Source organism: Breznakiella homolactica (genome assembly GCF_016616095.2).
GTDB lineage: Bacteria > Spirochaetota > Spirochaetia > Treponematales > Breznakiellaceae > Breznakiella > Breznakiella homolactica.
Window position 1 is genome coordinate 3732730 of sequence record NZ_CP067089.2, and the last position, 15234, is coordinate 3747963.

The following is a 15234-nucleotide window of genomic DNA, read 5'->3' on the forward strand; positions in this document are numbered from 1 at the left end:
AAAGGAGAAAGACAATGAGCTGCTTTTTAAAAGAATCGGACTTCAAAGGAGTCCTGCCATATCATAAAACACTCAACTAATTCCCGTACATTGAAACAGTATCCCAGTTTATGACTGCCGTCAAGCAAAATTTTATTTTTATACCGTTTTTTATGGGGTTTTCCGGCAATGTCAGCGTTTCATGTAAAAAGGTTTGCTATTGACGAACGCAGATCTTTTACGTACCGCAGGGTATCCGTTTCGCTGGGGATGGGATCGCCCGAATAATCCTGGTTATCCGGGACCGGACCCAGGAAACAGTCGAACCCCAAATTCCGCGCGGTCTTGATTCGTCCGGGAAGCCTTCTGACGGGCCTGACCTCACCGGCCAGGGACAGTTCACCGGCTATGGCTGTGCGCGGCGGCAGGGGGATCCCCGTTCTGGCTGAATACAACGCGGCGCCCAGGGCAAGTTCCACGCCGACTTCGGCGATGCGGATACCACCGGCGACATTGACATACAGATCATGGTCCGAAAGATTAAGTTTAAGGTGTTTTTCCAGGGTCGCCGCTACCCGGGAGACTCTTCCGGCATCAATGCGGTCCGAAAAAACCCGGCTCATGGAACCCTTTGCCGGAACCGCCAGTGCCTGGATTTCCACCAGCAGCGTCCTGGATCCTTCGAGTACCGCGGCGGTGGCAACCCCCGGGGGGAGCTCCCCTTCGCGGCTTACGAGAAAAAGTACGGAAGGATCTTCCACCACGGCAAGACCTTTTTCTCCCATAGTGAAAATTCCGATTTCATCCACCGAACCGAAGCGGTTTTTTGAGGCCCGGAGAAAACGGCTGTCTCCGTCGGTCTGTTCGAAATACAGTACCGTATCCACCATGTGTTCCAGCGCCTTAGGGCCGGCTATGGTGCCGTCTTTGGTAACATGGGCTACCAGAAAAAGCGCGGCGTCCCGTTCCTTTACCCAGGAAATAAGTTCAAATGAGCAGAATTTCATCTGGTTAACTGTTCCGGGAACGAGACCGACCTCCGGACTGAAGAGTGTCTGAACGGAATCAACCACGATAATTATGGGCTTTACCGCCTCCAGTATGGTCTCAATATCCTCCAGTCTGCCGGTGCAGACAATTTCTATCCGTTCCCCGGTAATTCCGAGCCGGTCGGCGCGCATGCGGACCTGTCCGGCGGATTCTTCCCCCGAAATATACAGGATCCGCCCGTTGGTCTCGGCGGCCGCGGCAGCCTGCAGCAGCAGTGTCGATTTTCCGATTCCCGGTTCTCCTCCGACAAGAACGGCGGAACGCTTCATGATACCGCCCCCCAGAACCCGGTCGAGCTCCCCGATACCGCTGGGGATACGGCTCCCTTCCTGCGGGTTCACCGATGAAAGAGGAAGAGATTGGGGCACACCGGCGCTGCCGCCCTTGGGCAGTCCGGGGCTGTTTTTCGCCGCCGCGGTCTCTACGAGGGTGTTCCACTCTCCGCACTCCGGACAGCGTCCCAGCCATTTGGGTTCTTCATGGCCGCAGGAAGAACAACGGAAAATAAACTGTTTCTGCTTTTTCATGCCCCACAACTATAGCAAATATACCAGGGGACCGGGAAGGCTATAAACCGCGGATGATTGTTCGTTCGATTCCGAGTCTCCTGCAAAGTTCCAGGGTTTTGATATACAGCTGTTTAAGACTGATGATCGCGGTTTCCATATAATGCAATGAACACTGTCCGATTTCGTTGGTCTTGATGTTTATTTCCAGAAATTTATATTCCTGGTAAAGGGTCCGGAGTCCCTGTTTTTTCTTGTAGGACCCCGGATCCGCGTCCAGAAATTTCTTTATCCGGTATTTTATTGTATCAATAATCGCGATCGTTATATCCTTAAGCCCGCAGTATAGATGTTCTTCTATTGAGTAAATATGCACTATTGATGTGGGTTCATCACCGCTGGCATCGCTGTTTTTCTCAAGCTCGTAGAGTTCCTTGTAATGCCACATGACATCATTGAAATTCTGGAGCGGTGATTGGATAATACTGGCGTTCAGTTCCTTTGCTATCAGTTCCAGCGCCGAAACGTAATCCACATAGGTGTCGATTTCAGAAACTATTTCGTCTATGATTTCCATAGTAGTCCCTTGTCATGAGGTTGTACATGTCGTCGGACTTTATGTCTTTTTCATTGTACTGTTTAGGGCTTGAAATGTTTTGCCGCAGGCTTTTGCTGATATCGCAGACCATGGTTTCTACCCGCAGCGACGCGAACTGATCCCTGACCTGGTCGAAGGTACAGTGCCTGGATTTTGAAACCAGTTTATAAAAATCGATAATTTCTTCCCGCGGGGTCATATGTTTTTTTACATTCCGTTCCATAGTTTATCTCCTTAAATATTCTTCTTCAATTTTTTTCATTTCCGTCAGGTAATCGATGTTAAAGCTGTTTTCGTCCCGCAGTTCATACAGCCGTTTTTCGAACTTGAAATGGGACTCCACCGGCAGGGGCTTCTGATTATTGATATACGACAGGAAGGATGAGGCAAGATAGGAATAGGACTTCTCCATCCGTATTTTTTTGAGGCCCATGAGAACTTTCTGGCATTCGCTGTCCTCCAGGGGGCGCTTAATGGAGTCTTCCATCTTTTTGATGATATTTTCGGCGTTGATTAGGTCCTGCATGTATTGCATGCAGTTGGATTCGGAGTCGACGTATCCGTCAACCCAGTTTTCCCTGATATATTCTTCTTTGATAAGTTCCGACAGGTAGATCGTATAGTAGTGGTACAAAAAGTCTTTTAAATCCATGGCAGTGTTCCTTTTTTACAATTAGGGTTGGGTCATAAAAGACCGGTATTTTTGCCGCAAAAAAAAGCTATCGCCTATTATTTATGGGATAGCAGTAATTACGCACACCGTATCTTCTATGTGCTTGAAACCGGATAATGATATCCGTTTTGAATTTTTATTATTCTTTTTTCAGCATAGGAACACCCTCCCAAAGAAACTGACTTCTTTGTTTCTACTTCCCCTCCAAACTTGACTAATTATAATTTATGCATATTTTAGAGATTTTTACAATTTTTATAGAGAAAATACCGGTATTTTATGACAAATATAATAGAAATCATATATATACAAAAAAATTTATAAAGATTTTTGCGGAAATCAGACAGAAAAGCCCGGAAAACCAGCGGATTTCCGGGCTTTTTGCATAATCGGAATCGGTTATTTTGAGAGTAGCCGGTTGAGCCGTTTGACGAAATCCGCGGGATCTTTGATCTTTACCCCTTCCAGAAGCAGGGCCTGATCCAAAAGAACGCCCGCAGTATCGGCGATCCGTTCCTCATCGTCGGTATTTTTGATGGACACGACAATAGGGTGGTCTCCGTTGATTTCGAGGATGGGTTTTACGTCGGCCATCTCCCCCTGGCCCATGGCTTTAAGCATCTGGGCCATCTGTATGGTGGGATCGTTTTCGTCCGCCACGATGCAGGACGGGGAATCATGGAGGCGCCGGGACAGTTTAACGTCTTTGACCCGGTCGCCCAGGGCGTTTTTGATTTTTTCCAGGACCGGCTTTATTTCTTTTTCCGCGTTTTTATCCTTCTTTTCCCCGATTTCCTCATCCGCGCCGGACCGGTTTACGGCTTTGAATTCCCAGTCTTTGTATTTGCCCATGGAAGGAATGACGATATCGTCAATTTCATCATCCATGATAAGGACTTCGATGTTTTTTGCCCTGTAGGCTTCGAGCAAGGGGGAGGCTTTGAGGGTTTTTTCGTCGCCCCCGGTGATGTAATAAATATACTTCTGGTCGGACTTCATCCTGCCGGTGTAATCCGCCAGACTCGTCCATCCTTCTTCTGAGGAGCTTTTGAAACGGACCAGTTCCTGGAGCGCCTCCCGGTTGGTAAAATCCTGGTACAAACCTTCTTTTAAAGGACGGTTGTACTGGGATACGAAGGTTTCCCATTTTTCCTTGTTATTTTCGGAAATGGTTTTGAATTCCGACAGCAGCTTTTTAACCGAAGCGTTTTTGATGTTGAGCAGGACCTTGTTCTGCTGGAGGATTTCCCGGCTCACATTGAGGGGAAGGTCTTCGGAATCGATGACCCCCCGGACAAAACGGAGGTACGTGGGCATGAGTTCCTTGTCGTCGTCGGTGATAAAGACCCGTTTAACGTACAGCTTGACCCCGGCTTTGTAGTCCACATTGTACAGGTCGAAGGGCGCTTTTTCGGGAATATAGAACAGGGTGGTATATTCCAGGGTTCCTTCCGCCCGGGTATGGAGGTAGAAGAGGGGCGGCTCGGAATCGTGGCCGATCTGTTTGTAAAATTCAACGTAATCCTCTTCCTTGAGCTCGTTTTTTGCCTGGCGCCAGATAGCCGTCCCGGAGTTGATCCGTTCGGTCTTTGTTTCCGAGCCCGTTTCCTTGCCCTTGTCGTCCCATTTTTTCTCCTCAAAGGTGAGGTAAATCGGGAACGCCACATGGTTGGAATACCGTTTTATGATATCTTCGATGGACCACCGGTTGGCGAATTCCAGGCCTTCTTCGGTGAGGTGGAGGATGACCGTCGTGCCCTGGGAGTCACGCTGGGCTTTTTCGATGTCGTACCCTTCCTTGCCGTCGCTGGTCCATTTCCACGCCTGGTCTTCCCCGGCTTTTTTGGTAATCACGTCTATTTTGTCGGCCACCATGAATGCCGAATAGAAGCCCACCCCAAACTGGCCGATAAGGTTGGAATCTTTTTTCGCGTCTTCCGCGAGTTTTTCGAGGAAAGCCCTGGTCCCGGACCGGGCGATGGTTCCCAGGGATTCGGTGAGGTCCTGTTCATTCATACCGATGCCCGTATCGGCAATGGTCAGGGTTTTTGCATCCTTATCGAAGGATATGTCGATCCGCGGATCGAAGGTGACGGACTTATAGGCGTCGTCCGCGACGGTGAGATATTTCAGCTTATCCAGCGCGTCGGACGCGTTGGATACAATTTCCCTGAGAAAAATTTCGCGGTTTGAGTACAGAGAATGGATAATGAGGTGCAGAAGCTGGCTTACCTCGGTTTGAAACTGGTGCTGTGCCATGTATGAGACTCCTTAGCGGTTTGTGAATTGGAGAACTAAAAAGAAACCTAGTCCCTATATCTAAAATACTAAGGTGTCCGTACCATGACAAGGGGAAAAACAGCAGGGCAGCCGCATTCTGAACTATTTCAGGAATAGTGCTGATACTGAGAGTATTTTCCTGACAGGGGTTAGTACCCGGCGGGTGCCTTGAAGTATCAGGCGGATGCTTCCTGTTCCGCGGCGGTTTTGGGTATCCTCCGCTGTCCGTAGGTTCCGACCGCCTCATGGTTGGGCGCTCCCGGAGGAACCATGGGGTAAACATTGGCGCTGCCGTCTACGGGAACCCGCACGATTCCCGGACCTTCGGCCGCGAGAAATGTTTTGAGGTCCGCCATGGGATCACCGCATTTCCGGAGGTCCAGCGACGGAAGGCCGAACCCGGCCGCGATGAGGCAGAAATCGGGACGGACTTCAAAATCCGACGCTACGAAATGCTTATTATAGAACAGTTCCTGCTGCTGTCGGACGAGTCCGAGCTGGCCGTTGTCCATGATGATAATTTTTACGTTTACCTTTGTTTCCGCCAGGGTAGCGAATTCCTGGATATTCATCAGCAGGGAACCGTCCCCTGATATGGAGACAACCCGTTTGTCCGGGTTTGCCAGGGCCGCGCCGATGGCCGCCGGCAGGCCGAAGCCCATGGTTCCGAGTCCGCCGGAACTCAGGAACGTCCGCGGTTCCTCAACGGTGATGGCCTGGGCCGCCCACATCTGGTGCTGCCCCACATCGGTGGCGACTATGGTCCCTGGTTCGAGTATTCCCGAAACGGCGGCGAGGAACGAAACGGGATGTTCCGCGGGGATGGCGGCGGGATCCGGTTCCAGGGATTTGAGGGTCCTGACCCGTTCCTCCCAGTGGGGCCGCTCCGCGGAGGCGCACCGCCGGCTGAGTTCCGTAAACGCGGTCCCGGCGTCGGAAACGAGACTTACCTCGGGGCGGCGGAGTTTCGAGATTTCCGCTCCGTCTATGTCGATATGAATGATCCGTGCCTCCGGAGCGAAGGATCCCAGGGTTCCGGTGGCCCTGTCGTCGAACCGGGCTCCGGCGGCAATCAGCAGGTCGCATTCGCTCACCGCCGTATTCGCCGCCCGGGTCCCGTGCATGCCCAGCATACCGAGGTTGAACCCATTCCCGGGGTCGGGCGCTCCCAGGGCAAGGAATGTATGAACCAGGGGAATGGAAAACTTTTCTGAAAAACCGCGGAGCGCCGCGGCGGATTCCCGGGAAGCGGCGCAGCCAGCCCCGGCGTAAATAAGCGGCCGGGCCGCGAAATCGATCATTGCCGCCATGGTATCGAGGGCCGCCGCATCGGGCACCGGCAGCGGATCGGATTCCCGGGCCGCGGGCCAATGTTCAAAGGAACACAGTTCCGTCTGGACATCCTTGGGAACATCGATAATAACGGGCCCGGGACGGCCTGACCGGGCAATCCGGAAAGCCCGGGGCAGTTCCGTCAGGAGTTCCTCCGCGGAATACACCATGGCGGAGTGTTTCGAAATAGGAAGGGAAAGGCCGAAGGTGTCGATTTCCTGGAACGCGTCGGTGCCCAGCAGCGCCCGGGTGACCTGACCGGTGATAGCAACTATAGGAATGGAATCGAGCTTCGCGTCGGCGATGGCCGTGAGGAGATTGGTTACCCCGGGGCCGCTGGTGGCGAAGCAGACGCCAACTTCTCCGGTGGACCGGGCAATGCCCTGGGCGATAAACCCCGCCGCCTGTTCGTGGCGGGCAAGGATATGCCGGATAGTGCTTTTTCCCAGGGCGTCGTACAGGGGCAGATTCGATCCCCCGGGAATCCCCGAAACTATGGTAATACCTTCCCGTTCCAAAATACCGGTAATTATTTCCGCTCCGTTTAATGTCATAACGCGCTCCTATACAAAAAAAGCCCCCGCCGGTACACACCAGCGGGGGCCAAAGAATACTTTTTCCTGGTCCTACGGCGTATACCGGTTTTGTGAATGAGGTACTACTACGGATACTAGGCCTAGGACATTGGAGGTTGAAGAATACACTGCTATCCCGCTGTACGTCGGTGAGGCATTATACTGATGGGACATTTCCGCAGTGCTCATATTGAAATTGTAACACAGTCTTTTTTTTCTTGTCAATTCCTGCCGCAGGGCAGCCGCATTATTGCCAAAATAGATGCAAATAAGTAAGAAATTACCGGTCCGGGGGTTCTGCCTGAACATGAGGTAAAACTACAGCGGGAAGCGGCAAGGCCGTCCCGCCGCCTTAGCCGGTAAAGTCAATTCCCGGGAAGCCCTTTGTCCGCATACCGTGTTCTCAGTTCCAGTCGGTCGGGCACACCGAGCTTGCGGTATACCCGGTGGTTGTGGTTTTCCACGGTCCCCTCGCTGATGAAGAGCTGTTCGGCGATTTCTTTGTTGGTAAGGTTCTGAATCAGCAGATAAGCGATCTGCTGCTCCCGCCGGGAAAGCTTGGTCTTAATATCCTGATCGGTAATAGTCCGGGACGCGCCGGTTTCCTTTGCAGGAAGAGGCAGCTTCCGGATGAGGAAATAAAAAACCAGGGCCAGCACGGTGGCGGTAAAGGTGCTGATCCCCGTTGAAACGGAAAAATGGCGCAGAGCCCAGGCGCTGAAAAACGAAGGAATACGCCAGGCATAGGTCAGGGAAGCCAGGAAATAAAACCAATAAAGTCTGTAACTGTAAGCCAGGGCCAGAAAAGGAGCGGTATTGGAAAGGGCCAATTGGCAGATGACCACCAGAGTATAGACAAGCACATACAGGAAAGCAGATTCTTCCAGGAGGAAAAGCGCCGGGGCCAGGACAAAAAAGGCGGCGGCTAGGGGATAGCCCTGTTTAAGCAGCCGGGCGGGATGGGTCCCCGCCCAGTAGCCCATCAGCGGCAGGGCTACCAGAATGAGCAATGTCAGAGGCCGGACCTGTCCTCCCAGATGGACAAAGGGATAGAGCTGGGCGTTTAAGAAACCGCTGAGCTGGTAAAACACCACCAGCGCCAGAACAAGCCGCAGGACCGGCCGACCCGGTTCTGCCGGGGCGGCCGCTTCGCGGCCAGGGGCCTCGATCCCGGCATGGCGGTATTCCAGAACGAGAAACAGAGCCAGATTCAAAAGAAAAACGACCAGAGCGATGCCCCGGTTTATTCCGAACACAACCCCGAGAGCCCCGGTGGTGTTTCCCGCGCTTTCCAGATAGTACATAGCCCCGGTCTGAACCAGGGAGGCCAGGGGCATTGCCAGGGCAAAAAGCAGCACCCGCAATCCCCGGCCCCGGGGCCGCTCCTCCAGAGACTCGGTCCCCAGGAAGAAAAAGCCGTGGCTCAGTACCGCCTGGAAGCCTATGAAAAAGGTGACCAGATTGCGGACCAGCGGGCTGTGGATGTATGTTTCAAAAGGGCAGACCGCCATGGCCAGGCCGAATCCGCAGAAGAGACACCCCAGCGCAAGCCGCAGCCGCCGGGGCAAAGTAAGAAGATATCCCCGGGGAACTGGCATTACCAGGGGAAGAATCAGGGCCGCCGCCAGAGCCGCCGCAGAGGCGCTCACGTAAATCCATTGATCACCGCCGCTCATAACCGGCCGGCCCATTTCCGTAAGAACATAGGTAAGAAAATAGCCTGCGGTCCTCAGGGCCAGCGCGGCAAAGGAAATCCATACCATGGTTTTCTTCATCGCCGTATTATAAACGTATGCCGCCGCCTTGATAACCTGGTCTATAGGGAAATTATAGGCCGGACCAGGAATTTTCCCCGGGAATGTCCGGCCTCTGGCCCGTATACTATTGCCGGCTATAGAAGGATTTTAATCAATTGCGGTCTTTCTGTGTCCGAAGATGACCTGCGCCGGGCTGCCGAGGAATGACTGGCCGCGGAATTGTCCGGGCTTGAACAGAACCGCGTCGGCACCGGAGGAGTGTTCACACTGAAAGGCATATACCTTTGGAGCGAGGGAGAACAGCCCTCCAGGAAAGACGTAACCTGACAAGTAGAGGCAGCAAGCACTTAGGTGTAAAAGGGGAACGCCGGGTGTCGGATAAAAATGGGAATGAGCGACTTTCGAGGCCGCAGGCCGACGAGGAGCCATTCCCATTTTTATCCGACAGGACCCGCAGGTACGGTTTGCCTGTGTGCTTGCTGCATATACAGCACTGTGCTCCCCCCGTAATTCGGTGTATACTTAATATGGGGGAATATATGAAAGTACGAAATCGCATCCGCTCCGCCGGTATGGCGCTGATAATCCTTTTTGTACTGGGGTGTTCCCGTAAGGATTCCGGGGAAGTCAGCCGGTCGGTGTCGAGTTTTTCCGGGAGCGCTGTGGCCGCCGGATATTCGGTCCCGGAACTCGCGTCCTACCGTATTGCCTATTACGAAGCCCAGGCGGCGGCCGACACTGAGACCGAAGCGGGCTTGATCCAGGAAAGTGACGATCCTTTTACGGTTACCGATTTTGGTCCCCTGGGAGAGCTTCCCCACGAAATTAAAAATCCCTCTATATACGCGGTTTTTTCCCAGCCTGTGGTGCCCCTGGCAAAATTGGGAGAACCTATCCGTGAAGACGCGGGGGTGTTTACTATAGATCCGCCTTTAAAAGGGGTGTACCGCTGGTACGGATCGAAACTTCTTTCCTTCGAACCCGATGAGGCGGTCCTTCCGCAGCACCGCTATACCGTAACCGTATCCGACCGACTGCGTTCCCTGGGAGGCAAAGGGCTTGAAGGGGAACGGAGCTTCACGTTTGAAACCGAACGCCTTTCGGTGCTTTCATGGCAGCTGGGGGATCCTGAAACCTGGGTCAACATCCGGAGCGCCCATCCCGATGATGCCCGGTATATTACGGTGGTTTTTTCATACCCCGTTGAACTTGATGAGATAGCTAAGTGGATCGAGATCAGGGGAAACCGGCAGAACTGGCCTTTTACCCTGTCCCGGCCGGAGAAAACCGGCAGCCGCCGTATTTCTTCCCCGGAGCAGGCGGTCCTGATTACCATGGATCAGGCTCCGCCGGTGGACACGGATATGGAAGTTACCGTCCGCAAGGGCGCGCGGTCCCGGGAAGGCTGGCTCGGTTCCCATGAACCGGCACGGTACAGTTTCCATACCCTCCGGCCTTTTGCCTATGAACGGATTTCCGCGCGTACCAGCGCTTCTCCCCGGACACTCCAGGGATCATCGATTCCTGTTCTGGTGGACTTCAACTACGCGGTGGATGAAAAAGATATCGAACGGTACTTTTCTATTGAAGGAATTCCCCCCATAAAACGGGAAAACGTAAAAGTATACGGAAGCCGGGTCGTGCTCAACGAACTCCCCCTGAATTATGAACGAAGTTACTGGGTAAATATTTCCGGGAACGTTACGGATATAATGGGCCGTTCACTGGGCCAGGACCGGCGCGTTCAAATCAATGTTGGAACCGCGAACAGCTATGTGCATATCCAGGACCGGGGATCCCGGATGCTGGAGGCAGCTTTTCCGCCGCGGTACGCGTGGGAAACCCAAAATCCTCTCTCGGTCAGCAGGACCATTCAGTCCGTATCCAGTCCCTATGTCCGCGCCCCCGCGTCCTCCCTCAGCGCGGTGGATCTTTCGGTAATTCCAAAAAACCAGAAGTATTATTTTGTGGATGACCTGGCTCCGTATCTCGGGCCGGGCGGACGGGGAACCGTGGCCATGCGCTGGATGTACCGGTATCCGTCAGCCTGGCAGCCGGGGAGGATCGAAAACGGCGATGTCTGGCTGACCCTGCAGGTTACCGATCTCGGAATTACCCTGCGGTACGCCTACAATAAAGTCCTGGTCTGGGTAACCCGTATTTCCACGGGGGAACCCGTCCCCGGCGCCGGGATCGAACTGCTTGAGGGTGATACCTCCCTGCGCAGGACAGCCGCCGATGCATCGGGCCTTGGGGTCTTTGAAATGGCGCCGGGTGAATTGGTATCGCTCTTTACCAATCCCAGCCCTTCGGCATCGGTTGGTGACCGGATGGGCATAGGGTTCCGGGTCAAGGTCACCGAAAACGGCGGAGCTATGGCCGGCGGTGATGAAGCGGAGTTTATTCCCAACAGCAGCCATAACCTGTGGCGGTTCAGGGTTGAGGGAACCGTAAGTCCCTTTGATGCCGAAAAAGGCCGGTCCCTGGTATTTCTTTTTACCGACCGCGGGCTGTACCGCCCCGGGGAAACCGTAACCTTCCGGGGTATTGACCGGGATATTGTCCTTGGTGAACACCAGGCTTATGTGGGGCCGTATTCTATAGAAGTGAGCACCGGAGCCTACCAGGCCCCGGTGATTGCCAGGGTTTCGGGGAGTACCACGAAAAACGGCGGGAGCTACGGTACTTTCGGTATTCCCAGGGATCTCGATCCCGGAACGTATACCATCCGCTATACCCGCGGATCGGTCAGCCGGAACGTGACCTTTGTGGTGGCCAATTTTGAACGGCTCCGTTTTGAATCATCCCTTTCTTTCCTGGGCCGGAGCTTTTCCGCCGGGGAACCCGTATCGGCACAGCTTAAAGCCTCCTATCTGGCGGGGGGCGCCATGTCCGGCGCTCCGTACACATACTTCTGGACCCGGGAACCCGTGGGGTTTAACCCCGGCGGCGTATGGACCTATTGGCGGTTCGGTCCGGAATTTTATGGATACCGTGAGACCCTGAGCCGCGGCGAAGGAACCCTGGGACCGGACGGCAGCGCTTCCATAATTCAGGCCAGTCCTTCGGGAGGTGTCGAGGGGGTTCCTCACCAGTTCCGGGTAGAAGCTTCGGTGCAGGACGCGGCAAGGCAGGAAATTTCCAGCCGCGCGTCGGTGCTGGTCCATCCGTCTTCCTTCTATATCGCTTCCCGGCTCGACTCGGGAAATACCGCGCCGGCTCCGGGCAGTATCAGCCGCCCGCCGGCGAGGATACTTAAGGCCGGCAGCAGCGCCACCCTTAGCTGGGCTCTGGTAACTCCTGAGGGAAATTACTTCAGCGCCCCCTCCGGATGGGACGGGGAAGTTTCTCTTCAGCTTATACGTTACGAATGGAAAACCACCCGCCAGGCAGGAGTCGGCGGCAGGGTCAACCTTGTCTGGGAACGGGTCGAGAAAGTGGTGGAAGAAAAAACCGCGGACCTTTCCAGTATTCGGGGCAATCTTTCCGGGACCCTGCGGTTTACCCCGGATCAAAGCGGCCAGTGGGAGATCCGTATCCGGAGCAAGGACCAGCAGGACCGGCCGGTATTTACCCGGTACGGATTTTACGTCAGCGGCGCCGGATGGGTGCGCTGGGGTTCGGATGATGCCGACAGCATCAGCCTCACAACGGATAAAACCGAATACGTTCCGGGAGAAACAGCCACGATTCTCATCAGATCGCCCCTGCCCAAGGGAAAGTATCTCCTGACCCTGGAACGGGAAGGTATCATTTCGGAAAAAATTATTGAACTGGATGGTTCCGCGGAAACCATAACGGTTCCTATTGAAGAATCCTTTGTTCCTATTGTATACGTGGCGCTGTCGTCCTACACCGTACGGTCGGGTCCGCCGGAGAATACCTATTACGAACCGGACCTGGATAAACCCAAAGGACTCTTCGGCCTGACCGCCCTGTATGTGGATCACACCAGCCGTCACTATACGGTGGATATTGAACCCCTCAAGGGCGCCTACGGACCCGGCGAGGAAGCGTCGGTCCGGCTTTCGGTAAACCTCAACGGCAGGCCTGTCCCCGGAGCTGAACTGAGTTTTATGGCCGTGGACCGGGGAGTGGTGGATCTGATCGATTACCATGTCCCGGATCCCCTGGCTTTCTTCTATAACCCCTCGAATTATCCTCTGGGTGTCCGGGGAGCCGACAGCCGTTCCCTTCTGATAGATCCCGTAACGTATAGTCTGTCGGATCTTCAGGGCGGCGATTCCGAGGATGAATCCAAACTGGAAGAACGGAAGGACTTCCGGCCCACCGCGGTTTTCGAGCCGTTCCTGGTGACCGGAGCGGACGGCACGGTTACGGTCCGATTCAGCCTGCCCGATTCCCTTACAACCTACCGGTGTACCGCCGTCGCGGTGGGTGCCGACCGGTACGGTATCCGGGAACAGGATCTCCGGGTAAGCGCGCCTCTGGTGGCTACCATGGCACTGCCCCGCAAACTCCGGTGGCGGGATACGGGAACCGTGTCCCTGATACTGACCAACCTTGATAAGGCGGCTGCGGAAGCAACGGTATCCCTCGATATCGGACCGGAGGAGAACTCCGCCGAGCTTACGGAGGCTTCCCTGGTTGTGGACGGCGAGGTATCAAAGACCGTTACCGTCGGTCCCGGTGAAAGCAGGGAAGTATCCTTCCGGGTCGCCGCGGTGGGATCCGGAACATCCCGGCTTACCTTTACCCTCCGTTCTCCCCTGGTGAATGAACGCATTACCAGGCCCCTTACGGTTGACCGGCCTGTGCTTTTCGAGACCGTTTCCACCATCGGCAGTCTCGGCATTGATGATACCGCTGCCGAGGAAGGGATCGTCCTGCCGTCGGCGATTCCCGAAGGCACGGGGAGTTTTTCCCTTGTCCTTGCCGCGTCCCGGCTCGCCCAGCTCCAGGAAGCGGTGCAGTACCTTCTCGAGTATCCCTATGGCTGCCTCGAACAGCGGACCGCCTGGCTTGTGCCTATCGTTGCGTTCGGGCCGCATCTTTCGGCCTTTGGTTTGGAAACTCCCATTACGGACGTCCGGAAGACCGTGGAGGACGAACTGGCGCTGATCGCGAAAAACCAGCTTCCCGACGGTTCCTATCCGTACTGGCCCGGCGGCCAGTACGGTTCATTCTACGTAACCCTCAGGGTCGCCCACATCGCCCATCTGGCAAAAGAAAAGGGCTACAGTGTACCCGCGGCGATGAACACCCGGCAGATGCTGAACTATCTGACCAATTCGGACTATGCCAAACGTTACGCCGGGAGAGATCCCTTCCTGGAAGGGTACCTGCTCTGGGTCCGGGCGATGTACCGGGAAAATGTGGGAAGCGAAATCGATAATTTCCTCAAAAGGGGAGATACCCTGGGAATATCCGGTTACGGATTCGCCGGCCTTGCGGCCCTGGAATTGAACATGAAGAGTACCGCGGTTTCCGCCCGGGATAAAATCAAACGTTTTATCCGGCCCGGAACGAGAACCCTGGATATTACCGATACCTATGAACGGGGCGAGAATTACTGGGGCTACGATACGGACCGCTACGCCCTGGCGCTTATGCTGTACCAAGCCCTCAGTCCCGAAGACGATATGACCAGCCGTCTCGCCACAGCCCTGATCGAGCGGCAGCGCCGCGGTACATGGGGCAACACCAGTTCCTGCTATTGGGCGATCCTTGCCTTCGGGCGGGTTGCCGATTCCGAAGCGCGGATTGGACAGGACTTTTCCGTCAAGAACACCCTGGGAGGGGTTCTCCTGATTGATGAGGGAACAGCCTCCTTCGGCTCTTATGCCGGTACGCCGGTTTCCCGCACCTTCGCGTTTACCGACAATCTCCTGGCATCCATGAAGCGGGATACCCTGCTGCCCCTGCGGCTGGAAAAGAACGGCTCCGGCCAGCTTTTCTATACGGCAAGCCTCCGGTACGGAATTCCCGCGGAACTGGCTAAAGCCCGGGACGAAGGAATCGGTGTCTTCGCCGAGACCATTGATGATGAGGGAAATCCGGTAACCGACGGAAAACTGACTGCGGGTAAGACTTATACCCGCCGGGTGGTGGTTTCCAGTTCCCGGACCAGGACCTTCCTGGCACTCAGGGTGCCGGTGCCGTCGGGAGCGGAAATCCTTGACGCCAATTTCGTGACCAGCGCGTCGGTTCCGCCGGACGCGGAAAACAATGAACGGGCCCGGGACCGCGGCGCTGAGTATAACCCATGGATGTGGGATGACTGGCGGCCGGTGCGGTTTATCATGGATGATGAAGCCCGGTTCCATTGGGATTACTTTGCCCAGGGCCGGCAGGTTGTTGAATTCCGGTTCCGCGCGGTAATGCCCGGGGTTTATCCTACTCCTCCGGCAAACGCCGAATGCATGTATGAAGGGGAAGTATTCGGAAGATCCGGCGGTGAATTAATCCGGATCATTTCCTCTGATGACGCGGAAGCCCGGCAGTAAGGCCCGGGATCGGCGGC

General features: G+C 54.9%; 8 protein-coding genes. 1 reads left to right on the plus strand and 7 read right to left on the minus strand.

Annotated elements, in window-relative coordinates; all coding sequences use genetic code 11:
- Positions 1 to 179: 179 nt before the first annotated feature.
- The 7 genes from radA to JFL75_RS16850 all read right to left on the minus strand — a co-directional run bounded on the left by radA (position 180) and on the right by JFL75_RS16850 (position 8768).
- Positions 180 to 1556, minus strand: a complete 1377-nt coding sequence (radA, locus tag JFL75_RS16820) for a DNA repair protein RadA (protein WP_215627831.1) — start codon at positions 1554 to 1556, stop codon at positions 180 to 182.
- Between the two features lie 40 nt (positions 1557 to 1596).
- Entirely contained in the window at positions 1597 to 2112 is a 516-nt protein-coding gene (locus JFL75_RS16825; RefSeq protein ID WP_215627832.1) for a hypothetical protein, read from the minus strand.
- Positions 2084 to 2356, minus strand: coding sequence for a hypothetical protein (locus JFL75_RS16830; protein WP_215627833.1), 273 nt, complete (start codon positions 2354 to 2356; stop codon positions 2084 to 2086). Before JFL75_RS16830 ends, JFL75_RS16825 begins: the two co-directional genes overlap by 29 nt.
- A gap of 3 nt (positions 2357 to 2359) precedes the next feature.
- Positions 2360 to 2785, minus strand: a complete 426-nt coding sequence (locus JFL75_RS16835; RefSeq protein WP_215627834.1) for a hypothetical protein — start codon at positions 2783 to 2785, stop codon at positions 2360 to 2362.
- A gap of 420 nt (positions 2786 to 3205) precedes the next feature.
- The gene (gene htpG / locus JFL75_RS16840; protein WP_215627835.1) at positions 3206 to 5065 is read right to left on the minus strand and encodes a molecular chaperone HtpG; all 1860 of its coding nucleotides are present in this window, start codon (positions 5063 to 5065) and stop codon (positions 3206 to 3208) included.
- 197 nt (positions 5066 to 5262) lie between these two features.
- Positions 5263 to 6972, minus strand: a complete 1710-nt coding sequence (gene ilvB / locus JFL75_RS16845; protein WP_215627836.1) for a biosynthetic-type acetolactate synthase large subunit — start codon at positions 6970 to 6972, stop codon at positions 5263 to 5265.
- Between the two features lie 386 nt (positions 6973 to 7358).
- Complete coding sequence (locus JFL75_RS16850; RefSeq protein WP_215627837.1) at positions 7359 to 8768, minus strand: response regulator transcription factor; 1410 nt, start codon at positions 8766 to 8768, stop codon at positions 7359 to 7361.
- Between the two features lie 521 nt (positions 8769 to 9289).
- On the opposite strand from JFL75_RS16850, the gene JFL75_RS16855 reads away from it, so the two are divergent.
- Positions 9290 to 15217: an alpha-2-macroglobulin family protein gene (locus JFL75_RS16855; RefSeq protein WP_215627838.1), complete on the plus strand. Its 5928-nt coding sequence runs from the start codon at positions 9290 to 9292 to the stop codon at positions 15215 to 15217.
- Positions 15218 to 15234: the final 17 nt, after the last annotated feature.

Bases quoted from the DNA above. Each gene is read 5' to 3' on its own strand.
- radA (WP_215627831.1), bottom strand. From the start codon at position 1,556: ATGAAAAAGCAGAAACAGTTTATTTTCCGTTGTTCTTCCTGCGGCCAT.
- JFL75_RS16825 (WP_215627832.1), bottom strand. From the start codon at position 2,112: ATGGAAATCATAGACGAAATAGTTTCTGAAATCGACACCTATGTGGAT.
- JFL75_RS16830 (WP_215627833.1), bottom strand. From the start codon at position 2,356: ATGGAACGGAATGTAAAAAAACATATGACCCCGCGGGAAGAAATTATC.
- JFL75_RS16835 (WP_215627834.1), bottom strand. From the start codon at position 2,785: ATGGATTTAAAAGACTTTTTGTACCACTACTATACGATCTACCTGTCG.
- htpG (WP_215627835.1), bottom strand. From the start codon at position 5,065: ATGGCACAGCACCAGTTTCAAACCGAGGTAAGCCAGCTTCTGCACCTC.
- ilvB (WP_215627836.1), bottom strand. From the start codon at position 6,972: ATGACATTAAACGGAGCGGAAATAATTACCGGTATTTTGGAACGGGAA.
- JFL75_RS16850 (WP_215627837.1), bottom strand. From the start codon at position 8,768: ATGAAGAAAACCATGGTATGGATTTCCTTTGCCGCGCTGGCCCTGAGG.
- JFL75_RS16855 (WP_215627838.1), top strand. From the start codon at position 9,290: ATGAAAGTACGAAATCGCATCCGCTCCGCCGGTATGGCGCTGATAATC.